The 24,055-nt window shown below is 60.9% G+C and carries 29 protein-coding genes and 1 pseudogene; 12 read left to right on the top strand and 18 right to left on the bottom strand.

What is annotated here, in order from left to right; genetic code table 11:
• Positions 1-24: 24 nt before the first annotated feature.
• Together phnN and G9Q84_RS29330 are read right to left on the bottom strand one after the other, a co-directional pair.
• A complete protein-coding gene (phnN, locus tag G9Q84_RS14450; RefSeq protein ID WP_032889113.1) occupies positions 25-597 on the bottom strand; it encodes a phosphonate metabolism protein/1,5-bisphosphokinase (PRPP-forming) PhnN in 573 nt (190 codons plus the stop codon).
• A pseudogene (locus G9Q84_RS29330) lies at positions 597-828 on the bottom strand (alpha-D-ribose 1-methylphosphonate 5-triphosphate diphosphatase); the annotation flags it as partial. The gene phnN and the pseudogene G9Q84_RS29330, both read right to left, overlap by 1 nt.
• Positions 829-923: 95 nt before the next feature.
• On the opposite strand from G9Q84_RS29330, the gene G9Q84_RS14445 reads away from it, so the two are divergent.
• Positions 924-1,907: a hypothetical protein gene (locus G9Q84_RS14445; RefSeq protein ID WP_177434249.1), complete on the top strand. Its 984-nt coding sequence runs from the start codon at positions 924-926 to the stop codon at positions 1,905-1,907.
• Between the two features lie 209 nt (positions 1,908-2,116).
• Here the strand turns inward: G9Q84_RS14445 and G9Q84_RS14440 are convergent, their stop codons facing one another.
• The 10 genes from G9Q84_RS14440 to ccmA all read right to left on the bottom strand — a co-directional run bounded on the left by G9Q84_RS14440 (position 2,117) and on the right by ccmA (position 9,500).
• Positions 2,117-2,512 (bottom strand): hypothetical protein, encoded by a 396-nt coding sequence (locus G9Q84_RS14440; protein ID WP_181643596.1) that lies wholly within the window; start codon positions 2,510-2,512, stop codon positions 2,117-2,119.
• A 19-nt stretch (positions 2,513-2,531) separates the two neighbouring features.
• A complete protein-coding gene (ccmI, locus tag G9Q84_RS14435; RefSeq protein WP_032889107.1) occupies positions 2,532-3,716 on the bottom strand; it encodes a c-type cytochrome biogenesis protein CcmI in 1,185 nt (394 codons plus the stop codon).
• The gene (locus tag G9Q84_RS14430; protein ID WP_122755806.1) at positions 3,709-4,182 is read right to left on the bottom strand and encodes a cytochrome c-type biogenesis protein; all 474 of its coding nucleotides are present in this window, start codon (positions 4,180-4,182) and stop codon (positions 3,709-3,711) included. Before G9Q84_RS14430 ends, ccmI begins: the two co-directional genes overlap by 8 nt.
• Positions 4,179-4,733 (bottom strand): DsbE family thiol:disulfide interchange protein, encoded by a 555-nt coding sequence (locus G9Q84_RS14425; protein WP_122755805.1) that lies wholly within the window; start codon positions 4,731-4,733, stop codon positions 4,179-4,181. The genes G9Q84_RS14430 and G9Q84_RS14425 overlap by 4 nt, the downstream gene beginning before the upstream one ends.
• The gene (locus G9Q84_RS14420; RefSeq protein ID WP_122755804.1) at positions 4,733-6,724 is read right to left on the bottom strand and encodes a heme lyase CcmF/NrfE family subunit; all 1,992 of its coding nucleotides are present in this window, start codon (positions 6,722-6,724) and stop codon (positions 4,733-4,735) included. Before G9Q84_RS14420 ends, G9Q84_RS14425 begins: the two co-directional genes overlap by 1 nt.
• A 3-nt stretch (positions 6,725-6,727) precedes the next feature.
• Entirely contained in the window at positions 6,728-7,183 is a 456-nt protein-coding gene (ccmE, locus tag G9Q84_RS14415) for a cytochrome c maturation protein CcmE (protein WP_032889100.1), read from the bottom strand.
• Positions 7,180-7,356, bottom strand: a complete 177-nt coding sequence (gene ccmD / locus G9Q84_RS14410; protein ID WP_003172771.1) for a heme exporter protein CcmD — start codon at positions 7,354-7,356, stop codon at positions 7,180-7,182. Before ccmD ends, ccmE begins: the two co-directional genes overlap by 4 nt.
• A complete protein-coding gene (locus G9Q84_RS14405) occupies positions 7,353-8,108 on the bottom strand; it encodes a heme ABC transporter permease (RefSeq protein ID WP_181643574.1) in 756 nt (251 codons plus the stop codon). Before G9Q84_RS14405 ends, ccmD begins: the two co-directional genes overlap by 4 nt.
• Positions 8,109-8,199: 91 nt before the next feature.
• Positions 8,200-8,868, bottom strand: coding sequence for a heme exporter protein CcmB (gene ccmB / locus G9Q84_RS14400; protein WP_003189951.1), 669 nt, complete (start codon positions 8,866-8,868; stop codon positions 8,200-8,202).
• Positions 8,865-9,500 (bottom strand): cytochrome c biogenesis heme-transporting ATPase CcmA, encoded by a 636-nt coding sequence (gene ccmA, locus G9Q84_RS14395; protein ID WP_032889096.1) that lies wholly within the window; start codon positions 9,498-9,500, stop codon positions 8,865-8,867. Before ccmA ends, ccmB begins: the two co-directional genes overlap by 4 nt.
• Before the next feature lie 200 nt (positions 9,501-9,700).
• On the opposite strand from ccmA, the gene fliK reads away from it, so the two are divergent.
• The gene (gene fliK / locus G9Q84_RS14390; RefSeq protein ID WP_095184332.1) at positions 9,701-11,278 is read left to right on the top strand and encodes a flagellar hook-length control protein FliK; all 1,578 of its coding nucleotides are present in this window, start codon (positions 9,701-9,703) and stop codon (positions 11,276-11,278) included.
• Positions 11,275-11,604, top strand: a complete 330-nt coding sequence (locus G9Q84_RS14385; protein WP_181643573.1) for an EscU/YscU/HrcU family type III secretion system export apparatus switch protein — start codon at positions 11,275-11,277, stop codon at positions 11,602-11,604. Before fliK ends, G9Q84_RS14385 begins: the two co-directional genes overlap by 4 nt.
• Before the next feature lie 129 nt (positions 11,605-11,733).
• On the opposite strand, the gene G9Q84_RS14380 is transcribed toward G9Q84_RS14385, so the two are convergent.
• Together G9Q84_RS14380 and moaB are read right to left on the bottom strand one after the other, a co-directional pair.
• Positions 11,734-12,960, bottom strand: coding sequence for a molybdopterin molybdotransferase MoeA (locus tag G9Q84_RS14380; RefSeq protein WP_095184238.1), 1,227 nt, complete (start codon positions 12,958-12,960; stop codon positions 11,734-11,736).
• Complete coding sequence (moaB, locus tag G9Q84_RS14375) at positions 12,944-13,483, bottom strand: molybdenum cofactor biosynthesis protein B (RefSeq protein ID WP_032889090.1); 540 nt, start codon at positions 13,481-13,483, stop codon at positions 12,944-12,946. Before moaB ends, G9Q84_RS14380 begins: the two co-directional genes overlap by 17 nt.
• Before the next feature lie 76 nt (positions 13,484-13,559).
• Between moaB and mobA the strand changes: the two genes are divergently transcribed.
• Together mobA and G9Q84_RS14365 are read left to right on the top strand one after the other, a co-directional pair.
• Positions 13,560-14,162 carry a molybdenum cofactor guanylyltransferase MobA gene (gene mobA, locus G9Q84_RS14370; RefSeq protein WP_181643572.1) on the top strand — a complete coding sequence of 201 codons (603 nt, stop codon included), beginning with the start codon at positions 13,560-13,562 and terminating at the stop codon, positions 14,160-14,162.
• Positions 14,163-14,242: 80 nt separating this feature from the next.
• The gene (locus G9Q84_RS14365; RefSeq protein WP_032889086.1) at positions 14,243-14,464 is read left to right on the top strand and encodes a YgdI/YgdR family lipoprotein; all 222 of its coding nucleotides are present in this window, start codon (positions 14,243-14,245) and stop codon (positions 14,462-14,464) included.
• A 55-nt stretch (positions 14,465-14,519) separates the two neighbouring features.
• Here G9Q84_RS14365 and G9Q84_RS14360 read toward each other — a convergent pair whose 3' ends face one another.
• The 3 genes from G9Q84_RS14360 to G9Q84_RS14350 form a co-directional block, all read right to left on the bottom strand.
• Positions 14,520-15,410: a pseudouridine synthase gene (locus tag G9Q84_RS14360; protein ID WP_181643595.1), complete on the bottom strand. Its 891-nt coding sequence runs from the start codon at positions 15,408-15,410 to the stop codon at positions 14,520-14,522.
• A 73-nt stretch (positions 15,411-15,483) separates the two neighbouring features.
• Positions 15,484-15,819 (bottom strand): hypothetical protein, encoded by a 336-nt coding sequence (locus G9Q84_RS14355; RefSeq protein ID WP_032889084.1) that lies wholly within the window; start codon positions 15,817-15,819, stop codon positions 15,484-15,486.
• A gap of 74 nt (positions 15,820-15,893) precedes the next feature.
• Positions 15,894-16,130 carry a glutaredoxin family protein gene (locus G9Q84_RS14350; RefSeq protein WP_095184236.1) on the bottom strand — a complete coding sequence of 79 codons (237 nt, stop codon included), beginning with the start codon at positions 16,128-16,130 and terminating at the stop codon, positions 15,894-15,896.
• A 147-nt stretch (positions 16,131-16,277) separates the two neighbouring features.
• On the opposite strand from G9Q84_RS14350, the gene G9Q84_RS14345 reads away from it, so the two are divergent.
• Positions 16,278-17,999, top strand: coding sequence for a cation:proton antiporter (locus G9Q84_RS14345; RefSeq protein ID WP_095184235.1), 1,722 nt, complete (start codon positions 16,278-16,280; stop codon positions 17,997-17,999).
• On the opposite strand, the gene G9Q84_RS14340 is transcribed toward G9Q84_RS14345, so the two are convergent.
• Positions 17,990-19,198, bottom strand: a complete 1,209-nt coding sequence (locus G9Q84_RS14340; protein WP_032889301.1) for an ammonium transporter — start codon at positions 19,196-19,198, stop codon at positions 17,990-17,992. The genes G9Q84_RS14345 and G9Q84_RS14340 overlap by 10 nt on opposite strands.
• Positions 19,199-19,544: 346 nt before the next feature.
• Between G9Q84_RS14340 and G9Q84_RS14335 the strand changes: the two genes are divergently transcribed.
• The 6 genes from G9Q84_RS14335 to G9Q84_RS14310 all read left to right on the top strand — a co-directional run bounded on the left by G9Q84_RS14335 (position 19,545) and on the right by G9Q84_RS14310 (position 23,820).
• A complete protein-coding gene (locus G9Q84_RS14335; RefSeq protein ID WP_032889079.1) occupies positions 19,545-19,859 on the top strand; it encodes an ElaB/YgaM/YqjD family protein in 315 nt (104 codons plus the stop codon).
• Between the two features lie 4 nt (positions 19,860-19,863).
• Complete coding sequence (locus G9Q84_RS14330) at positions 19,864-20,253, top strand: phage holin family protein (protein ID WP_032889077.1); 390 nt, start codon at positions 19,864-19,866, stop codon at positions 20,251-20,253.
• On the top strand, positions 20,250-20,591 hold the full coding sequence (locus G9Q84_RS14325; protein ID WP_032889075.1) for a hypothetical protein: 342 nt from the start codon (positions 20,250-20,252) through the stop codon (positions 20,589-20,591). Before G9Q84_RS14330 ends, G9Q84_RS14325 begins: the two co-directional genes overlap by 4 nt.
• Positions 20,592-20,686: 95 nt before the next feature.
• Positions 20,687-21,850 (top strand): EAL domain-containing protein, encoded by a 1,164-nt coding sequence (locus tag G9Q84_RS14320; protein WP_181639728.1) that lies wholly within the window; start codon positions 20,687-20,689, stop codon positions 21,848-21,850.
• A 71-nt stretch (positions 21,851-21,921) separates the two neighbouring features.
• Positions 21,922-23,253 carry a deoxyguanosinetriphosphate triphosphohydrolase gene (locus tag G9Q84_RS14315; RefSeq protein WP_181643571.1) on the top strand — a complete coding sequence of 444 codons (1,332 nt, stop codon included), beginning with the start codon at positions 21,922-21,924 and terminating at the stop codon, positions 23,251-23,253.
• 171 nt (positions 23,254-23,424) lie between these two features.
• Positions 23,425-23,820, top strand: coding sequence for a response regulator (locus G9Q84_RS14310; protein WP_081797772.1), 396 nt, complete (start codon positions 23,425-23,427; stop codon positions 23,818-23,820).
• The last annotated feature ends 235 nt before the right edge of the window (positions 23,821-24,055 follow it).

Genomic DNA, 24,055 nt, shown 5'->3' with positions numbered 1-24,055 from the left:
CAAACTCGCCGATACGTAGCAGGATCAGGCGCATACCGAATGCCCAGCATCCAGGCAGTGCAGCAGGCGCTCGACCGTGTGCTCCAAGGGGCCGGAGTTATCCAGCACAAACAACCCTGAACCACTGCCGGCGATCAGCTCTTGAGTAAACCGCGCATTGCGCGCCAAGCGCTCCTCGATGTCGGCCGGCAACTCTCGTCCCCGCGCGATCAAGCGCTGGCGTAACACGCCTTGATCCACGGTCAGCAATAGCACCAGCATCTGCGGATAACGCGCGTGGGCCTGCGCCAGGTGTGCACGCGAGCCGTTGACCAGAACGTCATCCCCCGCCGCCAGCCAATCGTCGATTTCCCGTGGAATGCCATAGGACAAGCCGTTGGCCTGCCAACTGAGGGCAAACGCCCCCTCGGTACGCATCACCGCAAACTGCTCCGCGCTCACACCGTGCGCCGCCTCGCCCACGGCCTCCGCCGAACGGGTGATGACGCGCCGCACGATGCGGCAGCCGCGCTCGGCCAACTGCGGACGGGCGGCATCCAGCAGGCTGTCCTTGCCCGAACCCGATGGCCCGATGAGATAGATCAACCTGCCCGCCATCAACACACCCTCTTCGCTTGTCGCCAGACTTATGCACCACAGGAAGCCCTTCGCGGCGCCTGGCTTGCATCAGCTCGGCCCGCTGGCCCGTACAAATGCCGCCTGCAACAGGCTGGGCGGATAGCGATCACTGAAAAGTATATCCAGCAATCCTTCGGCAGCCAGGCCGGCGGCGGCCACATTACCCGAGTGCGACCCGCAGCGCACCAGGTTCGGCGCGACCACAAAGACGAGTGATGCCTCCCCGAACAATCCTACAGCCAGCACTACGGTGCTTATCTACGGTACAGGCTCCTATCCCTTCTCCCCTCAACGGAGACGAAAAAGTGCCCGACTCAATCGCAGCGCAAGTACGTGAAACCGCTCAAACAGAACAGTCAAAAGAAGACATATTCTTTAGCCTTCTTTCCGGACTGGCAGGCCTTCACCCCATCATCACAACCATAGGCGCCGCCAGAAGTTATATGAAGGTCTGCGAAAAAAGCGGGTTGAAACTCAACCCGTACTTTGTCAAAAACGGCAATTGCGGACCCTCGCCCAAAACCCAAAAGATGCTTTCACACCGCAAATACAAAAGCTTGGGTGTTGGCGCAACCGGGGTGGGAGTGGCGGCGATAAGCCCGGCGATCTCGCCTATTCCCGCGCCCTTCTATGCGGCCAGGCATGCGTCTGCCACGACCTCTACGGCGATACATCTGCGTCGGCTGTCAAAAATGCTGGCGGCTTATCAACCCTTCGCCGCTGGTGATAAACAAGTCAGTGATGCGATTAAATGGCTGCAACTGGCCATCGAGGTAAAGTTCAAGAAGCTCGCATTTCGAGGCACAGAAATGGCCATCTCGACCACCTCGACCTTGCTTTCATTTACCGGCATCGGCCTGGTCGGAAAAATCCCGCTCATCATGGTCAGCTTCCAACTTGAACTGGCCAGGCTGATGGTCAGCGACCGTTACGCCGCCCTGTGCAAGGTGGCGGCGATGGAGTTGCAGTGGGCGGCCTTTCTTGAACAGAACCCCAACGTCGGCGATATGCCGCAAGCCAGCCTCGCCGGCTTATCCCGAGCAGATCAGATCAAGCAGCTTGAACAAAGAAAGATGATGCTCGGCGCCGCAATCACCACTCAAGTGCGAGGTCGTGCACTCGATGCCCGAACCGGCAATACCGGCTTGGGCCCTGCCACGATGATCATCAAGGAGATCATGGCTAAGCACACGTTTCAGGGGCAGTTCTTCGCGGGCCATGACTACTTGACCATGATCCATGAACCGGCTGGCTGGAATGCCATTGCGGCGAAACTGATGAACATATGAGAAGCGGCATGGTACCGGCGCCTCCGTGGCCTGAGGGCTGAGGAGGCCCACTGTGGGACGGGGCTTGCTCCCGATGGCGATGCCATATTCAACTAATCAGTGACTGACCTGGCGCTATCGGGAGCAAGCCCCCTCCCGTATTTGAACTTCAGTGCCTGGAAAGATGGATTTCACAGGCATGAAAAAGGCGACCCGAAGGTCGCCTTTTGTCATTGCGCGTACTGCTTGCTCAACCCCGGCGGCACACCTTGCACGTTGGTGTCTTCCCACGGCCCATTGGGGCTGATGGAGCGGCTCCAGCCGTTGCTCCAGCGGTAGTAGGTGCGCTGGCGGTAGAACGTGTCGGGTTGGTCGTCGAGCACGTACACCTGCATCTTGCCGTCCCAATGGCTGGCGGCGCCCGGTGGGGGGGCGAAGGTCGGCGATTTAGTCGGGGCAGGCTTCGGTGGCGGGGTGACCGGGCCGGAAGGCTTGGTGCTCGGCTGAGTCGAGGGGCCGGACGGCGGGATAGTCGGGCCGGTCGGGCCAGGTGGTGGCCGATGGACCGCACAGGCGCTCAGGCCCAGTACCAGGCTGAGCAAGGTGATGCGTGCGAATGCGGTCATCATAGGCGTTTCCTCAAAATTACTTGTCCGGACTGTCGATGGTCAGCTGTTGCAGCGCAGTGGTGCTGCTGGCCAGGGGTTGGCTGCGGCCGATCCACTCGCCAGTGGTTGGTTGACCGGCCCGGGATATGCGCGCAACCAGTTGGACTTCGGGGAAGTTGGACAGTTTCAATTGCGGCATCATTGCATCGGCGTCACCCAGTTCGACGGTAACAGGCAATTCGGCGACGGTGACGCGTTTGACCGCCAGAGGTGCCGGCGGGCCACTGACGGCGCGGGCGAAGATGAACACGCTGTCGGTTGGCAAGGCCTTGGCCTTCACGTCGGCGGACAGGTCCACACGTACCTTCATCACAGCCTTTTGGGCGACGCTGCCCCCGCTCTCCTTCAGACTTTGCGCAGCCCGGTCGATGCCGCCTTGCAGGGCAGCACGGGAATTATCTTCCGGTGGCAGTTGGGCCAACAGACGGGTCCAGTAGTCGATGGCCTCTTGATAACGCTTGCCTTCAAATGCCGCAATGCCCAGCAAGCCCAGGCTGGTGACTTCCTTCGGGTCCAGCTTCAAGGCTTCATCAGTGAGCGCCTGCACCTTGGGCGACCACTGTTTGTTGTCGGCAAAGTACTGCGCCTGGGCCCACTGCCCCAGCAGCTCCGGCTGGCGCCCGGCCAGGGCCACGGTGCGCTCGAACACTTTCGCGGCGTCTGCGGAGCGGTCTTGGGCCATATAGGCGCGACCGAGGAAGTACAGGCCTTCGGCCGAATCCGGTTGGGCCGCAGCCGCGCGTTCCAGGCGGTGGGTCATGTCTTCCATGGACACCGGTGGCTGTGAGAATTCGCGGGTCAGCTCGACCTTGTCGCTGGCACCAAAGTGCATGTACAGGCCCAAGCCAAGGACGGGGACGAGGACGGCGGCGAGCAATGGCAGCGGTTTGCCCAGGCGCGATTCGCGGGGTTTTTCCACACCCTCGGTATCCGCCAGCAGTTCGCGGGCGGCTTCGGCGCGACCGGTGTCGAGTTGCGCGGCGTTGAGCACGCCTTCGTCCTGCTGCACTTGCAACTCGGCGACGCGTTCTTGATACAGCGCCACGTTCAGCGCGGTGCGATCCTCTTCGCGCTGGGCACGGCGGCCGCGCAATACAGGGATCAACAGGAAACTCAGGGCAATCAGAAGCAGCAAGCCGGCTGCGAGCCAGAAATCAATCATCAGTCTTGGTGTCCAGCAATTGGTCGAGGCGTTTACGCTCTTCGGGGGACAGCGCGTCGGAACCATCGGTCGGCGCTGCGCGGCGACGGCGCACGATCACCGCCATCACCACCACGCCGGCCAATAACAGCCCTGCAGGGCCGAACCAGAGCAGCGCGGTCTTGCCGGTGAGGGCCGGTTTGTAGCGCACGAAATCACCATAGCGATCGACCATGAAGTCGATGATCTGCTGGTTGTCCTTGCCCTCTCCCAGCATGCGGAAGATCTCTTTGCGCAGGTCGGCGGCGATGGGAGCGTTGGAGTCGGCGATGTCCTGGTTCTGACACTTGGGGCAGCGCAGTTCCTTGGTCAATTCACGGAAACGCTCGCGGTCACCGTCCTTGGCGAATTCGTACGTGTCGATGGCGGCGTGGGCCATACCCGCCAAACCCAGTGCCAGCACGGCAGCGACTAACAGACGCTTCATGGCTTGGCCTCATCGACCAGCGCCTGGTACTTGGCAGCCAGTTGCTCGCGCCAGACCACCTCGTCGATCACACCGACGTATTTGTCGCGGATCACACCCTTGGCATCAATGAAGAAGGTTTCCGGGGCGCCGTAAACGCCGAGGTTGAGACCGAGATTGCCGTCTTCATCACGGATGTCCAGTTGGTACGGGTTATGGAACTCGGCCAGCCACTTCAAGGCCGCCGCATTGTCGTCCTTGTAGTTGATGCCGTAGATCACCACGCCCTTCTCAGCCAACTTGTTCAGCACCGGATGTTCGACGCGGCAGGAAATGCACCAGGTCGCCCATACATTTACGAGCGCAGGCTTACCCAGAAGATCGGTTCTAGTAAGTTGCTTGGTGCCCTGGACATTGACCAATGAAAACTCAGGGAAAGGCTTATTTATGAGTGCCGAGGGCAACGTAGTTGGATCACCTTTATTAAGCTGTACAACTACGATCGTGGCGAACGCGCCAAGTACCGCAGCTATCAGCCCCACGACTATCCAACGCTTACTATCAATACTCATCAGCTAATCCCTTGAGGGGTCAAACCAATCGCTTCACGCACTCGGCTCTTGACCTTGACCCGATAACGCCGGTCCAGCGCCGCCAGCAAACCGCCAAACCCAGTGAGCAAACCGCCGAACCAGATCCAGCGCACAAACGGTTTCACATGCACGCGCACTGCCCAGGCGCCCTCGCCCAACGGTTCGCCCAGTGCCACATAGAGGTCACGGGTGAAACCCGCGTCGATACCGGCTTCGGTCATCATCGAGCTCTGCACGGTGTATAGGCGTTTTTCGGGGTGCAATACGGCGATTTCCTTACCGTTGCGGACTACCCGCACGGTGCCTTTGTCCGACGTGAAATTCGGCCCTTCAAAGTGCTTGGCGCCCTCGAAGATGAACTGGTACCCAGCAAGGTCCATGGACTCGCCCGGCGCCAGACGCAGATCGCGCTCGGCGCTGTTCTGGCTGGACAGCACCACGCCCAGCGCACACACGGCGATGCCGATGTGGGCGATCTGCATGCCCCAGTAGCTGCGGGTCAGCGTCGGCAGGCCTTTGACCAGGCCTTTGTGGCGGGTCTTGTCGAAGATGTCGCGCACACCGGCCAGCAATACCCAGGCGGCGAGCAGGAAGGTGGCGAGCACCGCCCAGTTGAAGTCGCCATAGGCAATCCCGGCGACCACGGCCAGGGCCACGCTGCCGAGTAGCACCGGCATCAACATGCCGACCAGCCATTTGACCGGGGTGTCCTTCCAGCGCACCAGCATGCCGACCGCCATCACCACCATCAACAGGCCCATCAACGGGATGAACAACGCGTTGAAGTACGGCGGGCCGACGGACAGTTTGGCGCCACTCAGGGCATCCAACACCAGGGGGTACAGAGTGCCGAGCAGGATCATCGACGCGGCCACCACCAGCACCAGGTTATTGCCCAGCAGCAGGGTTTCCCGCGACCACAGATTGAAGCCGACCTGGCTTTTGACCACCGGCGCGCGCAGGGCGAACAGGGTCAGGGAGCCGCCAACCACAAACAGCAGGAAGATCAGGATGAACACGCCGCGCTCCGGGTCGGACGCAAAGGCGTGCACCGAGGTCAACACACCCGAACGCACGAGGAATGTGCCCAGCAGGCTGAGGGAAAATGCCGCGATGGCCAGCAACACGGTCCAGCTCTTGAACACGCCGCGCTTTTCGGTGACGGCCAACGAGTGAATCAGTGCGGTACCCACCAGCCATGGCATGAACGAGGCGTTTTCCACCGGGTCCCAGAACCACCACCCGCCCCAGCCGAGTTCGTAGTAGGCCCACCATGAGCCAAGGGTGATGCCGATACCCAGGAACGCCCAGGCGACGATGGTCCATGGCCGCGACCAGCGCGCCCACGCGGCATCCAGACGCCCGCCAAGCAAGGCGGCGATGGCGAAGGCGAAGGCCACGGAGAAACCGACGTAACCCATGTAGAGCATCGGCGGGTGCACGATCAGGCCAATGTCTTGCAGCAAGGGGTTGAGGTCATGCCCATCCGATGGAATCTGCGGCAGGATGCGGCTGAAAGGGTTGGAGGTCATGATCAGGAACAGCAAAAAACCAATGCTGATCATGCCCATCACCGCCAGCACCCGCGCCAGCATCACTTGCGGCAATTGGCGCGAGAACACCGATACAGCGAAGGTCCAGCCGCCGAGGATCAACGCCCACAGCAGCAACGAACCTTCGTGGGCGCCCCACACGGCGCTGAACTTGTAGTACCAAGGCAGCGCGGTGTTGGAGTTATTGGCGACATAAGCGACGGAAAAGTCGTCGGTCATAAAGGCGTAGGTCAGGCAGCCAAACGCGAACAGCAGAAAGGCAAACTGCCCCCAGGCGGCCGGCTGCGCCAGGCTCATCCAAAGGCGGTCGCCGCGCCAGGCACCGAGCAACGGCACCACGGCCTGCACGATGGCGAAGCACAAGGCGAGGATCATCGCCAATTGGCCCAACTCGGGGATAAACAGTGCGGACGTCATCACTTAGCCCTCCTTCGCTGGGGTTGGTGCCGATTGGCCGCTTTCTTTCAACGCCTTGGTGACTTCCGGCGGCATGTATTTTTCGTCGTGCTTGGCCAGCACTTCATCGGCCACCACCACGCCGTCAGCGTTGAGTTTGCCCAGGGCGACGATGCCCTGGCCTTCGCGGAACAGGTCCGGGAGGATGCCACGGTAGGTGATGGTCACGGCCTTATTGAAGTCGGTAACCACGAAGGTCACGTCGAGGGAATCGCCGGAACGTTTCAACGAGCCCTTCTCCACCATGCCACCGGCGCGGATGCGGGTATCAACCGGTGCTTCGCCATTGGCGATCTGGGTCGGGGTGTAGAACAGGTTGATGTTCTGTTGCAGCGCGCTCAAGGCCAGGGCCACGGCAATGCCGACGCCGGCCATGATGGCGAGGATGATCATCAGACGTTTTCTACGCAGCGGATTCACTTTTCGGTCTCCCGGCGCAGACGACGCGCCTCTTGTTGCAGGTAACGCTTGCGGGCCAGGATCGGCGCGGCGACGTTGAGGGCCAGCACCGCCAGGCAGATGCCATAGGCCGTCCAGACATAGAGGCCGTGGTGGCCCATGGCGAGAAAATCACTGAAAGAAGCAAAACTCATCCGCGCGCTCCCAGGCTGCTTTGCACTTCGGCCTTGACCCAACTGGCGCGGGCTTCACGCTTGAGCACTTCGAGGCGCATGCGCATCAGCAGCACGGCACCGAAGAAACAGTAGAAGCCCAGCACCATCAACAGCAGCGGTGCCCACATTTCCACGGGCATCGCCGGTTTTTCGGTGAGGGTGAAGGTGGCGCCCTGGTGCAGGGTGTTCCACCACTCCACCGAGTATTTGATGATCGGGATGTTGATCACGCCGACAATCGCCAGCACCGCGCAGGCCTTGGCGGCGCTGTCACGATTGCTGATCGCGTTGCCCAACGCAATCAGACCGAAGTACAGGAACAGCAGGATCAACATGGACGTTAGTCGCGCATCCCACACCCACCACGAGCCCCAGGTGGGTTTGCCCCAGATCGCGCCGGTGACCAGCGCCACGGCGGTCATCCACGCGCCGATGGGCGCGGCGCATTGCAGGGCAACGTCGGCCAACTTCATCTTCCACACCAGGCCGACAACGCCGCACACCGCGAGCATCACGTAACAGGACTGGGCCAGCATCGCGGCGGGTACGTGGATATAGATGATGCGAAAGCTGTTGCCTTGCTGGTAGTCCGGCGGCGCGAAGGCCAGGCCCCAGACCAGGCCGATGCCGATCAGCAACACGGCGGCGCTGCTGAACCAAGGCAGCAGTTTGCCACTGATGCCGTAGAACCATTTGGGCGAGCCGAGCTTGTGAAACCAGGTCCAGTTCATTGCTGTTTCTCACGATTGCTTCTCGTCATTGCGAGAGGCGTAGGGTCTTTCTTATGTTGAAGAGCTGACAATGTCGCTGGGTCAGACCTCATTATTCGCCGACGCTGATCTTCAGGCCGGCGGCTATAGCAAAGGGTGTCAGGGTTACCGCCAGGGCGGTCAGGCTACCAAGCCACAGGAGGTAACCGGTCGCCGGCATGCCCATGAGCGCAGCCTGCAAAGCGCCGCTGCCAAGGATCAGTACCGGGATGTACAACGGCAGAATCAACAGGGCCAGTAGCAGGCCACCACGCTTCAAACCGACGGTCAACGCTGCGCCCACGGCCCCTAACAGGCTGAGCACTGGCGTGCCGAGTAACAAGGACAAAAGCAATACCGGCAGGCACTCGACGGGCAAGCCCAGCATCATCGCCAACAGCGGCGAGAGCAAGACTAGCGCGAGGCCGGAAAAAGCCCAGTGTGCCAGCACCTTGGCCAGTACCAGAAGTGGCAGAGGGTGCGACGAAAGGACCCACTGTTCCAGGGAACCGTCTTCGAAATCACTGCGAAACAGCCCGTCCAGCGAGAGCAGAACCGATAAAAGCGCCGCCACCCACACCAGCCCCGGCGACAAGGTTTGCAACAGTTTAGTCTCGGGACCGACCGCCAGCGGGAACAGCGCAATCACGATGGCAAAGAACACCAGCGGGTTGGCCAATTCAGCCGGGCGACGGCACAACAGCCGTGCTTCGCGGGCGACCAGCAGGGCGAAGACACTCATGCCGACCACCGGCCCAGATCAAGGTCGCGGTAACCGGCGGGCATGCGCGCCAGGGTGTGGTGGGTGGTGAGCAAGACGGTTCCGCCCTGCTCGCAATGCCGCGCCAGGTGTTCTTCCAACTGGGCGACGCCTTGCTTGTCGAGGGCGGTGAAGGGTTCGTCGAGAATCCACAGCGGCGGACCAGGCAGGTAGAGCCGCGCCAGGGCCACGCGGCGCTGCTGGCCGGCGGACAGGGTGTGACAGGGAACGTCTTCGAAACCCTTGAGGCCCACAGCGGCCAGGGCCTGCCAGATGGCATCGCGGGAAGCAGGATGGTGCAGGGCGCTGAGCCAGCTGAGGTTTTCTTCGGCAGTGAGCACGTCCTTGATGCCGGCGGCGTGGCCGATCCAGATCAAGTTGCGTGCAAGCTCGGTGCGCTGTTCGTTGAGGGGCTTGCCGTTAAGCCGCACTTCACCGGCCGTGGGTTGCATCAACCCGGCCAGCAGGCGCAGCAAACTGGTTTTGCCGCTGCCGTTGGGACCGCTGATCTGCACCATATCGCCACCCGCCACACGCAGGTCGAGGTGCTCGAACAGCAGGCGCAAGTCGCGTTCACAGGAGAGCGCTACGGCTTCAAGAAGAGGGCTGGTCAAGAGATCGCGGGCCTTTACGGTTCAAGTCGGCGGTGCAGCGGCCGTTATAGAAAGAAGCACAATAACGGCTTTGGCGACCGATTTTAGAGAGCTGGATCAAATAGTTGTGAGGTTTTTAGCGCTCTCTTTGCAGACGGGCGGCATTATACATGCGATGCCCTACGCTAAAGAGGGCAATTTCCCCAGAGACGATGCGCACGATGACCGGCGAGATCAACCTTCCTACGCTTCCTCCCACCCCGGCAGCCGGGCAAAGCTCCGCGCCTGCGCCTGGAGCACTGCTGAAACTGCTGGAGCCGCAGATTGGGCTGATCGACCCTGGGAAAACCGCGAATGCCGAAGTCATCGCCCTTAAACAAGGCGGTGAAGCCTTTCAGTTGCTGCTCAAGCTGACCTTGGACGGCGGCCGCCAGACGCTGGTGCAGGCCAGCAGCGCGCAGCCATTACCCTTAGGCAGCAATGTGGCGGTGAGCCAGACGCCAGCGGGCAATCTGACCCTCAGCCTGCAACAGGCTTTGAGTGCCAACGTCGCCGCCCTCACCCGCATCGATACCGCCAAAGTCCCGGAAGGTACGTTGTTGCAAGCCAAGGTACTGACCACTCAGATGCTGCCACAGGGCACGGCGCAACCGGCGATCTATCGTTCGCTGGTGACAGTGCTGAATAACGTCTTGGCCGGCGCGACACTGACGGTGGAAAGCCCACAGCCGTTGCGCGTAGGCAGCCTGCTCAGCGCCGTGGTGCAGAACGCGCAGACCTTGAATTTTGTGCCGCTGAGCGGGCTCAAGGATCAATTGGCGGTCACCCAGCAACTGTCGACCCAGCAAAGTCGCCAGGGCTCCCTGGATGCGGTGTTCACTGCCCTGCAAAACCTGCCCCGTGGCGATAGCACCTCCGCCGACCTGCGCGCCGCCGCCGACCGTTTGCTCGCGGCGCTGCCCGATCTGGCACAGGTCAGTAACCCCAAAGTCCTGGCTCAAGTGATTCAGAACAGCGGCGCCTTTCTGGAGGCCAAATTACTCGCAGGACAGAATCCACAAATACCACCACTGGACATGAAGGGCGCACTGCTGCGCCTTGTCGCGGACTTATTGCCCGCCCTGCCCGCCAGTACCAACCTCAACGCCATTCTTGCGGCCAACACGCTGGCCCAGGTATTGCCCAATTTTGTGCGCAGCCCACTGAACACGCTGGGCCAAGTCAGCGCGCGGCAGGCACCGGTCAGCTTTCCACTGCCCGAGCGGCTGATGGCGAAGCTTGAAGGCGAAGGCGACCTGGAAAACCTGCTGCGTCTGGCAGCCGGGGCCATTTCCAGGTTACAGAGCCACCAACTGTCGAGTCTGGAACAGACCGGCACCACCGCCGATGGCCGCCTGCAAACCACCTGGCAGTTGGAAATCCCTATGCGCACGCTGCAGGACATCGTGCCGTTGCAGGTCAAGTTCCAGCGCGAAGAACCGGCGCCAGACAAAGACCAGCCCGAACGCAAAGACCGCAAGGACCCCAAGCAAATGCTATGGCGCGTCGAGCTGGCATTCGATATGGAGCCGCTGGGGCCGTTGCAGGTCCAGGCACAACTGACCCAGGGCAAACTGTCGAGCCAACTGTGGGCAACACGCCCGTTCACCGCCAGCCTGATCGAAAGCCATTTGGGCAACTTGCGCGAGCGGCTGGTGACTTCGGGCATCAACGTCGGCGACCTCGATTGCCACCTGGGTACGCCACCACGCGGGCCGAAAACCGGACTGGAGCAACGCTGGGTGGATGAAACCGCATGAAGAACACCAACCCACCGCGCCAGGCGATTGCCCTCAAGTACGACGGCCAGCAAGCGCCGACCCTGACCGCCAAGGGCGACGATGCCCTGGCCGAAGCCATCCTCAAGTTGGCGCGGGAAAATGAAGTGCCGATCTATGAAAACGCCGAGCTGGTAAAGCTGCTGGCGCGCATGGAACTGGGCGACAGCATTCCAGAGGAGTTGTACCGCACCATCGCGGAGATCATTGCGTTTGCCTGGACCTTGAAGGGCAAGTTCCCGGTGGGCTATGACCCGGATGCGCGGCCTGTGGAGCGGGACGTCACGGAGCGTGGCGACGACTACTGAATAACCACAGGCACACAAAGGTCCAAATGTGGGAGGGGGCTTGCCCCCGATGGCAGAGTGTCAGTCACCTGATGTGTGGCTGAAGCACCGCTATCGGGGGCAAGCCCCCTCTCCCATTTGGAGTTGTGTTCAGTTCAGGACTTCGCTCAGCGGGATGAAATTAACCCGATCACCGAGTGCCAGCGTCGTCCCTTCCAACACCTCCACAAACCCCTCAGCCCACGCCGCGCTGCGCAGCACGCCAGAGCTTTGGTTACGGTAGATGATCGCCTTGCCCTGCTCGATGCGCCCGCGCAGATACTCGCGACGATTGCCCGGTTTCGGCCAGACGAATCCCACCGGGACTTCGAACCGCAACGGCTCCACGTCGGCCACACCTTGGCGACGCAGAATGTAGGGGCGCGCCAAGAGTGCGAAAGTCACCAGGGTCGAGGCCGGGTTACCCGGCAGGCCGATCACCGGCACGCCACGGAAATGCCCGACCGTCAGTGGCTTGCCAGGTTTGATCGCGAGCTTCCACAGGGCCAGTTCGCCTTCTTCACGCAGGGCGATGCCAAGGAAGTCCGCTTCACCTACCGACACGCCACCGGTGGACAGGATCAGGTCGACACTGCCCAGGCCCGCCAATCGCGTGCGGGTCTGTTCCAAGTCATCCGGCAGGATCCCGGCGTCGATCACTTCACAGCCCATGCGTGAAAGCCAACTGCACAGCACGCGACGATTGCTGTTGTAGATCTGGCCGGGCCCCAGCGGCAAGCCGGGTTCGATCAACTCGTCGCCGGTGGACAGCACGGCCACGCGCGGGCAGCGCACTACATTCAGACGATCACAGCCGAGGGACGCAGCCAAGCCCAGCTCAATCGGGCCCAAGCGCGTCCCGGCTGACAAAACGAGTTCACCGACCGTGGTTTCCTGGCCTTGAGGGCGGATGTTCTGGTCGGCGTGCAGGGGCTCGGTAAAGCTCACGCGCTCATCGGCGTGAACCACGGCATTTTCCTGCATCTCCACGCAATCGGCGCCTTGCGGCACCGGTGCGCCGGTGAAGATGCGCGCGCAAGTGCCCGCGGCCAGAGGTTCAGGCGCCTGACCGGCAAAGATGCGCTGGCTCACCACCAGCGGCTCACCGGTCCAGTCCGCCAGGCGCAGCGCGTAACCGTCCATGGCACTGTTCGGCCACGGAGGCAGGTCGAGGGTGGAGACCAGATCCTGCGCCAATACCCGGCCATCACACTCGGCCAGGGGCAAGGCGTGCGGCTCACGGATCGGCGCAGCTTCGGCCAGCGCCAACAGGTGCTGCAGCGCCTCTTCCACGGGCATCAGCGCGCCGGTCTTGCCAGGCTTACCCACGGGATTCACAAGGCGCGGCCTGTTTCAGGTGCGGGACGAAGTTGCAGGGGCGATGGCGGTTGTCCAACTGCTCGGCAAGAATGCCGTCCCAACCCGTGCGCACCGCATTGGTGGAACCCGGCAGGCAGCACACCAGGGTGCCATTGGCCAAGCCGGCCAGGGCACGAGATTGCACGGTGGAGGTGCCGATGTCGGCCACGGATATCTGGCGGAACAGTTCGCCAAAGCCGTCGACCTGCTTGTCGAGAAGGCAGCTCACGGCTTCGGGGGTGCTGTCACGGCCGGTGAAACCGGTGCCGCCGGTGATCAGCACCACTTGCACCACGTCTTCGGCAATCCAATGGGCAACCTGGGCGCGGATCTTGTAGAGGTCGTCCTTGAGCAGTACGCGCTCGGCCAGGTTGTGCCCGGCGGCGGTGAGGCGGTCGACGAAAACCTGGCCCGAGGTGTCGGTGTCCAGGGTGCGGGTGTCGCTGACGGTCAATACAGCGATATTCAGGGGTACGAAGGGCGCATCAGCCTTGGCTTTCATGGCACGGTCCGGTTGTCGGAGGAACAGCCCGGTGTTATATCACAGGCCCCTATTTACCTGCCGCAGCGGAACCTTTATGTCGTTAGATTCTTCGCCCCTTCCCTGCTCGATTTTGCTGTTATCCGGCGGGCGCGGCCAGCGCATGGGCGGCCAGGACAAAGGTCTGTTGGCATGGCGCGGCCAGCCATTGATCGCCCATCTACAGCGCTTGGTGCGAGCGTTGACGGATGACCTGATCATCTCGTGCAATCGCAACCAGGACCTCTACGCGCCCTATGCCGACACGCTGGTGAGCGACGACAGCCCGGACTTTCCGGGCCCGCTCGCCGGTATCCGCGCCGGGCTGGCCGCAGCGCGCCATGAGCACCTGCTGATATTGCCGTGCGATGTGCCAGCTATCGACGCGATCCTACTGACCGACCTGCGTGAGACCGCGCGGCAAAACCCATTGGTGCCCGTGATGGTGCGCCACGGCGAATTCTGGGAACCCTTGATCTGCATCATCCCTACACACCTCAAAACCGAGGTAGAACAGGCCTGGCAAGCCGGCGAGCGAAGCCCGCGCAAGATATTCCTGCAATTGGGCGGCGTGGGGCTGGAGTGCCCGGCGGATGACCCACGGCTGGCCAACCTTAATACGCCGGAGCTGTTACAGCCGAGCTCTGACGTGTCAGAATGAACTTTCGCACAAGGAACTTTGGCGACGCCTTACGCGTCTCAAGGTCAGCAATTAAAAAGTATTCTCTCGGAGACAAACCCATGACTCAACGGACCATCGCCGCTCTCATGCTTGCACTGGGCATCGCCACCCTCGCCGGTTGCGCTTCGCCGACAGTGATCACCCTGAATGACGGTCGCGAAATCCAGGCCGTCGACACCCCTAAATTCGATAAGGATTCGGGCTTCTACGAGTTCGAACAACTGGACGGCAAGCAGACCCGTATCAATAAAGATCAGGTCCGCACCGTTAAAGACCTGTAAGTCTTAGCGTTTGCCTACAAGGCCCGCCTCGCGCGGGCCTTGTCGTTTCCGGGGGTTACCAATCGAGGGTGATCTGGCTGCGAAAACGACGCTCTTCGCCGGTGACCGGGTCGATAAACCGTACGCCCTGGGCCAGCAGCTTGAGCGGGTTGGCGTAATCGTCGACGGCATCCTTGAGCACGTCCGGGTAGAACGGGTCATTGCAGATGCTCGCCCCCAGCGCGGTCATGTGCACGCGCAGTTGGTGCTTCTTACCGGTCACGGGAAACAGGCCGTAGCGCCATAGATCACCATTTTTTTCCCGCACCTCCACCGCCGTTTCGGTGTTGCTGGCACCCTCGCCTTCCTGCATGCGGAAGAAGGGTTCGCCGTCCACAAGGCGACTTTTGTGCACCAACGGGAACGTCAAACCAGGTAAGGCCGGGGCAATGGCTTCGTAGAATTTATCGATCTGGCGCTTGGGGAACAATTGCTGATAGGCCGAGCGGCTGGCGGGGTTGGCCGAGAACAGCACCAGCCCGGCGGTGTGCCGGTCGATACGGTGCAGGGGTACCAGCGACGGATTATCCAGGCGGCGAATCAGGCGGCGCAGAAGGGTTTGCTCGACGTACTCTCCGGCCGGGGTCACGGGCAGGAAATGCGGTTTATCCGCCACCACCAAGTGCTCGTCGGCGTACAGGATGGTTTCCTGCACCGGAATCACCTTTTCGTTCGGCACTTCACGGAAGTAGTAAATGCACAGACCTTCCTTGTAGGCGAGGTCCAGCTGGATGGGGCTGCCTTTGATATCCAATACCCGCCCGCGGGCGATGCGGTCCAGCCAGTGCTCACGGCTTATCGCCGGGAAGTGCTCGCACAGGCAATCGAGCACGGTCGCCCAAGGGCCTGGCGGCAAGTAGAGAGTGCTGGCTTGGTGTTGGGACGCGGAAAAACCGGAAGTGGACATGCCGATGCTCGAAGCCTTGAAAAAACCGATGGGCATTATCCCGCACGACGCGGGATTGAGCCTAGGGCGGATCTCAGGCTTTGGCTAATTGCGTGCGCAGGATCGGCGACGCACTGGCCGCTTCGGTGAATTCCTTGAGCCAACGCAGCACATCCACCGCTTCCCAGCGACCGGGATCGTACAAGGCGTAGAGCAAGCCCTGATAACCCACCACATCCAGTTGCTTGTGGTAACCGGCGCGCTGGAACAACGCTTCGATCTCCGCAAAGCAGGTATTGAAATGCACTTTGTTAAAAGGCGTCTTGCCTTCCGTGACCAAGCCATCGAGGCGCAGCTCGTTCACCGCGTCGCGCACGACGTCGGCGGACATGCGATTGACGCTGCTTTTCAGTTGTTCAACATTCACCACGGGCGTTCCCTCTATTCAATCGCTGTACAAACATACAGTAACGTAATAATTGGAAACCCGCCATCGCATAAACGTCAGCGCAGGAAGGCAACGACCTGTTCAGCGTCAAAGGGCCAGTCCAATTCGGCGCCGGTATCCACCCGTCGAAGCACCGGAATCCGCAGCCCATAGAGGTCGGTGAGATCTTGGGGATCGGTGATGTCAACCAGCTCCACCAACAGCCCGTGTTCGACGAGCGGCATGATTTCGGCTTCGGCAATCTCACAAAGATGGCAACCCAGGGTGCCGAACAACTGGCATTCAGGAAGCATGGCGAAAGGACCTGATCAGAAAACAGATCAACATTCTAGGCTTGCGTAAGACCCGTGGCGAGCCGATAAACCCTGACACAGATCAGCATGACGTATAACTGATTCAGCGATTCTCGCGGCTTTATGCCCGCTCACCCTGCAACGGAGATGCTCGTGTTCGCCAACCTGCTGATCATTTTGGCCTCATCCCTTGTGGTGATTGCGCTGTTTCGCCGACTGCAACTGCCGCCCGTGCTGGGCTACCTGTGTGTGGGCCTCGCCGTGGGACCTACAGCGCTGGACTGGGTGAATGACAGCGAAGAGCTCCCCGACCTCGCCGAGCTTGGCGTGGTGTTCCTGTTGTTTTCCCTGGGCCTGGAGTTCTCCCTGACAAAGATGCTCGCCCTGCGCCGCGTGGTGTTTGGCCTGGGCAGTTTGCAGGTGCTGGGGTGCAGTGCGCTGCTTGGAGGCTTGTTGATGGGCTTTGGTGTGGCTCCCGGCATCGCGTTGCTGCTGGGTGCGGGCTTGGCATTGTCGTCCACGGCGATCGTCAGCAAAGAGCTGACCAGCCTCGGAGAAATCTTCAGCAGCCATGGCCAGAACGCGATTGGCGTGCTGCTGTTCCAGGACGTGGTAGCCGTGTTGCTACTGACCTTGGTGCCCGTGTTTGCCGGCAGCAGCGATCAAGCCTGGTACTGGGCGCTGCCGCTGACGCTGGGTAAAACCGTGTTGCTGTTTGTTGGCCTGCTGCTGGCCAGTCGCTGGTTGTTGCCGCGCCTGTTCCATGAAGTCGCCGCGTCCCACTCGGCGGAGCTGTTTGTGTTGCTTGCACTGGTGATCGTGTTGCTGACCGCCTGGCTCACCCATTTGCTGGGTCTGTCGCCGGCCCTCGGCGCCTTCCTGGCCGGCATGCTGCTGGGCGAAAGCCATTACCGCCATCAGATCGAAGCGGATATCCGACCGTTTCGCGACATCCTGCTGGGGCTGTTTTTCGTCAGTATCGGCATGTTGATCGACCTGCAATTGTTCATCAGCCACAGTCTGCTGATCCTCGGCCTGACCCTCGCGCTGATGCTGATCAAGGGGTGCGTGGTAGCGGTGCTGGTCAAGCTGCGGGGCAGCGACAGCGAAACCGCCTGGCGCAGCGGCTTGGCCCTCGCCCAGGGCGGTGAGTTCTGTTTTGCGTTGATGGCGCAAATGCAGCAAAGCCGGCTGATCCCGGATGAATTCAATGGCTTGCTGCTCGCCGCCACGTTCTGCTCGATGCTGCTGACGCCACTGCTGTTGCGCGCCGCCCCGGCGATTGCCCTGCGCCTGCACCGCAAACCCAACCAGCAAGTGCAACTGGAGGAAATCACCGCGCTCAATGCCGAGTTACGCGGCCATGCAGTGATCTGTGGCTACGGCCGTGTCGGGCAGTCCATCGGGCGCTTTCTGCGGCGGGAACAACAAGCCTTTATCGCCCTGGATGACGACCCGGAACGGGTACAGGAAGCCGCCACCGAGGACAGCAGCGTGCATTACGGCGACTGCCGTCGCGGCGCCCTGCTCAGTGCGGTGGGCCTGGAACGCGCGCGGTTGGTGGTAATTGCCGTGGACAACAGCGATGTCGCCCTGGTGGTGTTGAAAGAGGCGCGCCGTATCAACCCCGAGGTGCCGATTCTGGTGCGCACTCGCGATGACAGCCAGTGGGCCGAACTGAAAGCTGCGGGCGCCAGCGAAGTGGTGCCCGAACTATTGGAGTCGAGCCTGATGCTCGCCTCCCACGCCTTGATCCTGCTGGGCCTTCCGGACCACCAGGTACAGGCGCGGGTCGATGAAGTGCGACACAACCGCTATCGCCTGCTGCACGGCTCTTTCACGCCGCCGAACAGCGACGATCAATCCTGACTGACCGCGCCGATCTTGTGGATCGACAGGTCCGCACCGTAATACTCCTGCTCCTGACTCAGGCGCAGGCCACCGACGCGTTTGATCACCCCATACACCAACAGGCCGCCGCCGAACGCGACTGCCACGCCGAGGCCGGTGCCGATCAACTGGCTAACCAGGCTCACGCCACCCAGGCCGCCCAGCGCGGTCTGGCCAAAGATGCCGCAGGCAACCCCACCCCACACACCGCACAGGCCATGCAATGGCCACACGCCCAGCACGTCATCGATCTTCCAGCGATCCTGGGCGGCGATAAAGCACCAGACAAACAGCCCACCGGCGACCACACCGGTGACCAGCGCGCCTACCGGATGCATCAGGTCGGAACCGGCGCAGATCGCCACCAGCCCGGCGAGCGGGCCGTTATGCAGGAAGCCTGGGTCGTTACGGCCGATCACCAGCGCAGCAACGGTGCCGCCGACCATCGCCATCAACGAGTTGACCGCCACCAGGCCACTGACGCCGTTGAGGGTTTGCGCGCTCATCACGTTAAAGCCGAACCAGCCGACGATGAGAATCCACGAACCCAGCGCCAGAAACGGAATGCTCGATGGCGCAAAGGCGACCAAGCGTCCTTCCCGATAACGTCCGTTACGCGGGCCCAACAGCAACACCGCCGCCAGCGCCAGCCAGCCGCCCATGGCGTGCACCACGACAGAACCGGCGAAGTCATGAAAGCTGGCGCCAAAGGTGGCGAGCAACCAGGCTTGCAGGCCGAAATTGCCATTCCAGACCATGCCTTCGAAAAACGGGTAGATAAACGCCACGATCAACGCAGTAGCGCACAACTGCGGAGCAAACTTCGCGCGCTCGGCAATGCCGCCGGAGATGATCGCGGGGATCGCTGCCGCAAACGTCAGCAGGAAGAAGAATTTCACCAAGCCATAGCCATGGTCCGCGCTGATCACTGCCGCCGGTTGCATGAAGCTCACGCCGTAGGAGATCCAATAGCCTATAAAGAAATAGGCCAATGTAGAGATGGCGAAGTCGCTGAGGATCTTCGACAGCGCGTTGACCTGATTTTTTTGGCGAACGGTGCCGACTTCCAGGAATGCGAAGCCGGCGTGCATCGCCAGTACCATGACCGCGCCGATCAGGATAAACAGGGTGTTTGAACTGTGGACCAGAGTGTCCACCGCACTTTGCAAATTTTCCATGAAGGTTGGCAGGCCTGCATTAAAGGCAAAAAGCACCAAAGCGGTTCAAGCCACGGTTGCGCGCACTAAATTGGCACCGCCGGTACCGCCCCTCTTCACAGGGCGTGAACCGCTTTAGCGCAGCGATCAACACAACAGGCTGTTGCCGACAGGGTTTTTCCGCGAGTTTCAGTTATTTAAGGTAAGGTTTTTGATGGCTTGAGGCCTTACCGCCCAGATTCAGCGCAGGCACCCGTGCATGCGCACCAAGGCAAAGCAAAAGCTGTACCACGCAATTGCAGTGAACCTTCACCGACGCCGGTGACTCGAAACCACACGTACCGATCAGCCAATCACGGAGATAACCATGGCCAGAAAAACAGCACAGACAGCCCAAGAGATACTGATGGCGGATTTTCAAACCCTGGTCAGTGATACCGAAAAGCTACTGGATGACACCGCGATCCTGGCGGGTGACCAGGCGGACGAACTGCGCAGCAAGATTCATGAAAGCTTGCTCAAGGCCCGTGAAACCCTGCAACTGACCGAAGACTCCCTGCGCGAGCGCGGCCAAGCTGCGGTCACCGCTACTGAAGACTACGTACAGGCCAACCCCTGGCAGTCGGTGGGTATTGCCGCTGGCGTGGGCTTTCTGATCGGCCTATTGGCTACAAGGCGCTAACATTATGTCTATCGGCGAAAGCGGCTCGGCCACGGGCGCAAGTTCTACCTCAAGACGCCTGGGCGCGGCCGTTCTAGGCTTGCTGCACAGCCACGTCGAACTGTTCGGCATCGAATTGCAGGAGCAGAAAGCACGCACCGTCAGCCTGCTGCTGTTTGCCGGCTTGGCCTTGGTGTTTGCCCTGTTGTTGCTGGTCGGGTTGTCGACGCTGGTGATGATCCTGGTCTGGGACACCGGCTACCGTCTCACCGGGATCATCTGCCTCTGCTTGTTCTACAGCCTGGCCGCCGCGTTCTGCGGGGTGCGCTTGAAAGCAGCAGTTTTCGATGAGTCCACGCCCTTCCACGCCACGCTTGAAGAGCTGGCCAATGATCGGGAGCGCCTGCTGCCATGAGCATGACTGAGATCCCGCACAACACATCCCGTCGAGAAATGCGCAAGGCACTGATTCGCCTGCGCATGGAAATGCACCGCCAGGAAATCCGTCATGAGTCCCAACAATTGATGGCTCCGCTGCACAAAGTGCGCGACATGCGCCACAACTGGCAGGACAGCCTGGGCATCAAGCACGCGCCGCTGTGGGGCGTGGCGGCAGTGACGCTGATGGGCTTTTTTACCGGGAAGGGTGCCAAGGGCGGCAGTATCAGCAGCGTGACCCGGCTGGTGCGGCTGGGCGCAGGTTTGATCCCGCTGATCAAATTAGCGATGGCAGGTACTTCCCGAAAAGGATGAGCCCTGCTGGCTGCATTCTTGCAAACAGAATCGGCCCGGCCTTCGTCATTGAAGGCCGGGCCTCTTTTTTTCGCTACCTCTCATAAGGAGGTCCTGTGATTGACGGGCAACCGCTCGCCTGCTTCCAGCCGTTTATTGACACTGCCACCGGACGCATTGCCGGCGTCGAGGCCTTGGGTCGCCTGCGCCAGGCTGACGGCAGCTTGCAGTCTGTGGGCCCATTGTTCGCGGACCCGCGCACGCCAGGCACGACGTTGCGACGCCTCGACCGTCAGATCCGCGACAATGCCTTGAGCCGCCTGCATGAAGCCCCCGACGATTGGTTTCTAAGCCTGAACATCTCGCCCCGCTGGATCAACCGGTTGCGTCCGGGCCAGGCCCTGCCGAGCTTGAAACAAATCCACGCCCACGGCGTTGACCCGCAGCGCATTGTGTTCGAGATCACCGAACTGGGTGGCGATATCCAGCGCCTGGCCGATGTGGTCGCGCGTTATCGCGAGGCCGGTGCGCGTATTGCCATTGATGACTTCGGTGCCGGCTATTCCCAGCTTGACCGGGTGCTGGCGTTGCAGCCGGATATCCTCAAGTTGGACATGCGCCTTTTCCAGGAAGCCGCCAAGGGCGGGCCAAGCAGTGACGTCGTGCGGGCGCTGGCGCAGATGGCGGAGAAAACCGGCTGTTGGATCATTGCCGAAGGCGTGGAAACTGAAGCGCAACTGAGCTTTGCCCTGGAATGCGGCTCGCGCTATGTACAGGGCTATCTGTTCGCGCAGGCACAGCTGGATTGGTTTGCCACCGACGCCTTCGTGCCACGCTTTGCCCAACTGCGCGCAGCGTACGTCCAGCAGAAGCTGGCAGAGCGTGGACGCATCATGGACCTGCGCCAGCAGTTGGCCGAGCTGATGAAAATTCTCCAAAGCTGGGCCCTGGGCCAGGCACCGCTTAGCCAGTTACCACAATTGCAGGATTTCCCATGGCTGCTGCGCTTTTATCAGTGCGACCGACATGGCACGCAACTCACGCCGAACTTCGAATGGCGCCAGGACGCCTGGCAGGCCGACACCCGTTACCTGGGCCACAACTGGTCATGGCGCCCGTATTTCTATCACTTGCTGGCCGAAGGTTGGGACGAGCGGCGCCTGACCTTGTCGTCGACGTATCGCGACGCCACCACCAACCAGTATTGCCTCACTGCCGGACAATTCTTCGATAACGGTCAGCGCTTGCTGTTAATTGATATCGACGCCGCCGGGTTGTAGATTTTCGCTTGCCCCGCCAAGGTGGAACCGGGAAGCTGGGAGGGTCATTCACCGCACGGAGAGTACCCGCCTTGGATTGGCCTACCCTGCTTACCCGCGAACGGCTTGGAAAGCCCCTGCACAGCCCGGAAGAACTCGGCCGCAGCCCTTTTCACAAAGACCATGACCGCATTATTTTCTCCGGCGCATTTCGCCGCCTGGGCCGCAAGACCCAGGTGCACCCGGTGTCCAGCAACGACCATATCCACACCCGCCTGACCCACTCCCTGGAAGTCAGTTGCGTGGGCCGCTCACTCGGCATGCGCGTCGGTGAAACCCTGCGCAGTGCACTGCCCGACTGGTGCGAACCGAGTGATCTGGGCATGGTGGTGCAATCAGCCTGCCTGGCCCATGACATCGGCAACCCGCCGTTCGGGCATTCGGGCGAAGACGCCATCCGGCACTGGTTCCAACAGGCCGCCGGGCGTGGCTGGCTGGACGACATGAGCAGCGCCGAGCGCAACGACTTCCTCAATTTCGAAGGCAATGCCCAAGGCTTTCGGGTACTGACCCAGCTCGAATACCATCAGTTCGACGGCGGTACACGACTGACCTACGCGACCCTGGGCACGTACCTGAAATACCCCTGGACCGCTCGCCACGCCGACGCCCTGGGCTACAAGAAACACAAGTTCGGCTGCTACCAGAGCGAACTGCCGATCCTCGAGCAGATCGCCCACAAGCTCGGTCTGCCGCAACTGGAAGAACAACGCTGGGCCCGTCACCCATTGGTCTATCTGATGGAAGCCGCAGATGACATCTGCTATGCCCTGATCGACCTGGAAGACGGCCTGGAAATGGAGTTGCTGGAATACGCCGAAGTCGAGTCGCTGCTGCTCGACCTGGTAGGCGACGACCTGCCGCAGACCTATCGGCAATTGGGATCTCAGGACTCGCGCAGACGCAAGCTGGCGATCCTGCGCGGCAAAGCCATCGAGCATTTGACCAACGCGGCGGCGCGAGCCTTCGTCGAACAGCAGGATGCCTTGCTGGCCGGCACCCTGCCCGGCGACTTGGTGGAGCATATGCACGGGCCGGCCAAACGCTGCGTGCTGGATGCCAAAGACATGGCACGCAAGAAAATCTTCCAGGACAAACGCAAGACCTTGCATGAAATTGGCGCCTATACCACGTTGGAAATACTGCTGAACGCTTTTTGCGGCGCGGCACTGGAGCAGCATGGCGGACGAACGCCCTCCTTCAAGAACCGGCGTATTCTCGACCTGCTGGGTAACAATGCACCGAACCCGGCTTGGCCGTTGCACGCCTCGTTCCTGCGCATGATCGACTTTATCGCTGGCATGACCGACAGCTATGCCACCGAGATGGCGCGGGAAATGACCGGGCGTTCGAGCCCTCATTAACGTCATTTATCAAGTTGCCTGTTCCCTGAAGAGAATCGCCCTACGACGGGAACAGAGCGGCCTGATCGAATTCGCACAAACTCCCGAGGAATAATCGCTCACGCTCCGGGCAAATCTGGCGAACAGTTCCTACATGCCCTCCATCGACGCTTCACTCACCGTGTGCCCTCTATGCCCAATTACCCCCTTCGAATCCTGTTGGTGGAGGACCATCCCTTTCAACTGCTCGCCACCCAGTGCCTGCTCAAGAGCTTTGGTTTTGAGCAACTGACCCCGGCGGAAAACGCCGGACAGGCAATCCGTTTGATGACGCAGGCCCAAGCGCCCTTCGACATCCTCCTGTGCGACCAGTGTCTGCCCGACCTGCCCGGGCTTGAGTTGATTGAAATCGCCAGTCGCCAATGCTTTATAAAGGCCGCCATCTTGCTCAGCGGGCTTCCCGAGGCAGAACTGTCAGCGCTGCATAACCAAGCCCTTGAACGTGACCTGCCATTGCTCGGCTATTTGCAAAAGCCGTTGAATAAAGATGAACTTGCAGGCTTGATCCATATATTACTCACGCTATAAGTGTAGGAACTTAAACAAACTAGGCCGTCGAAAAGTTTACGTATAAGTGTCGCAAACTCCTTGCAATCACACGCTAACCCATCCCCTTGGGAAACCCTGGCCGCTCGTCTCGCGACGCCTTCACGCTCGGTAGGGCTTTACCTTTTTTAATGTAGGAACTTTCCTGTTTTATACCTGCACCCCTCAAGTTCATGCTTACCCCTCACCTTCTGAGCTAATGTGCCCGCTTTATTTG

The sequence above is a fragment of the Pseudomonas sivasensis genome (assembly GCF_013778505.1).
In the GTDB taxonomy this organism is placed as follows: Bacteria; Pseudomonadota; Gammaproteobacteria; order Pseudomonadales; family Pseudomonadaceae; genus Aquipseudomonas; species Aquipseudomonas sivasensis.
Note: the sequence above shows the minus strand (reverse complement) of the source record. Positions and strands in the feature narration are given on the sequence as shown.

Coding starts and splice junctions, on each gene's coding strand:
- phnN (WP_032889113.1), bottom strand. CDS start 597: ATGGCGGGCAGGTTGATCTATCTCATCGGGCCATCGGGTTCGGGCAAG.
- G9Q84_RS14440 (WP_181643596.1), bottom strand. CDS start 2,512: ATGACCGCATTCGCACGCATCACCTTGCTCAGCCTGGTACTGGGCCTG.
- ccmI (WP_032889107.1), bottom strand. CDS start 3,716: ATGATTGATTTCTGGCTCGCAGCCGGCTTGCTGCTTCTGATTGCCCTG.
- G9Q84_RS14430 (WP_122755806.1), bottom strand. CDS start 4,182: ATGAAGCGTCTGTTAGTCGCTGCCGTGCTGGCACTGGGTTTGGCGGGT.
- G9Q84_RS14425 (WP_122755805.1), bottom strand. CDS start 4,733: ATGAGTATTGATAGTAAGCGTTGGATAGTCGTGGGGCTGATAGCTGCG.
- G9Q84_RS14420 (WP_122755804.1), bottom strand. CDS start 6,724: ATGACGTCCGCACTGTTTATCCCCGAGTTGGGCCAATTGGCGATGATC.
- ccmD (WP_003172771.1), bottom strand. CDS start 7,356: ATGAGTTTTGCTTCTTTCAGTGATTTTCTCGCCATGGGCCACCACGGC.
- G9Q84_RS14405 (WP_181643574.1), bottom strand. CDS start 8,108: ATGAACTGGACCTGGTTTCACAAGCTCGGCTCGCCCAAATGGTTCTAC.
- ccmB (WP_003189951.1), bottom strand. CDS start 8,868: ATGAGTGTCTTCGCCCTGCTGGTCGCCCGCGAAGCACGGCTGTTGTGC.
- fliK (WP_095184332.1), top strand. CDS start 9,701: ATGACCGGCGAGATCAACCTTCCTACGCTTCCTCCCACCCCGGCAGCC.
- G9Q84_RS14385 (WP_181643573.1), top strand. CDS start 11,275: ATGAAGAACACCAACCCACCGCGCCAGGCGATTGCCCTCAAGTACGAC.
- moaB (WP_032889090.1), bottom strand. CDS start 13,483: ATGAAAGCCAAGGCTGATGCGCCCTTCGTACCCCTGAATATCGCTGTA.
- mobA (WP_181643572.1), top strand. CDS start 13,560: ATGTCGTTAGATTCTTCGCCCCTTCCCTGCTCGATTTTGCTGTTATCC.
- G9Q84_RS14365 (WP_032889086.1), top strand. CDS start 14,243: ATGACTCAACGGACCATCGCCGCTCTCATGCTTGCACTGGGCATCGCC.
- G9Q84_RS14360 (WP_181643595.1), bottom strand. CDS start 15,410: ATGTCCACTTCCGGTTTTTCCGCGTCCCAACACCAAGCCAGCACTCTC.
- G9Q84_RS14350 (WP_095184236.1), bottom strand. CDS start 16,130: ATGCTTCCTGAATGCCAGTTGTTCGGCACCCTGGGTTGCCATCTTTGT.
- G9Q84_RS14345 (WP_095184235.1), top strand. CDS start 16,278: ATGCTCGTGTTCGCCAACCTGCTGATCATTTTGGCCTCATCCCTTGTG.
- G9Q84_RS14340 (WP_032889301.1), bottom strand. CDS start 19,198: ATGGAAAATTTGCAAAGTGCGGTGGACACTCTGGTCCACAGTTCAAAC.
- G9Q84_RS14335 (WP_032889079.1), top strand. CDS start 19,545: ATGGCCAGAAAAACAGCACAGACAGCCCAAGAGATACTGATGGCGGAT.
- G9Q84_RS14330 (WP_032889077.1), top strand. CDS start 19,864: ATGTCTATCGGCGAAAGCGGCTCGGCCACGGGCGCAAGTTCTACCTCA.
- G9Q84_RS14325 (WP_032889075.1), top strand. CDS start 20,250: ATGAGCATGACTGAGATCCCGCACAACACATCCCGTCGAGAAATGCGC.
- G9Q84_RS14310 (WP_081797772.1), top strand. CDS start 23,425: ATGCCCAATTACCCCCTTCGAATCCTGTTGGTGGAGGACCATCCCTTT.